Source organism: Patiriisocius sp. 208BN25-11, assembly GCF_058147145.1.
The window spans coordinates 1-236 of sequence record NZ_JBYVJY010000141.1; the positions used below are offsets into that span (position 1 = coordinate 1).

Annotated in this window: 1 protein-coding gene; it reads left to right on the plus strand. The window is 39.0% G+C overall.

Features of this window, described 5'->3' with window-relative positions; translation table 11 throughout:
• Nucleotides 1-105 (plus strand): ankyrin repeat domain-containing protein (locus tag ACY2RS_RS15895; RefSeq protein ID WP_490099626.1); only part of this gene is annotated, 105 nt, incomplete at its 5' end.
• Nucleotides 106-236 lie beyond the last annotated feature (131 nt).

A 236-nucleotide genomic window follows, 5' to 3' on the forward strand; every position in this document is an offset into this window, starting at 1 on the left:
GAACACGGGGCAGATATCTCTGCAAAAGATGATAAAGGAAGCACGGCCTTAGATCATGCAACCATGCAAAATAGTACCAGCGTCATAGCCTTGTTAGAAAAATAGAGTATGGATATCGCACAACTTAGAGTTACCATAGTGCAATCGCATTTACATTGGGAGAATCCAGTAGCCAATAGATTTCATTTTACTGAAATACTAACTCCTTTGGCAAATACTACAGACCTAATTGTGTT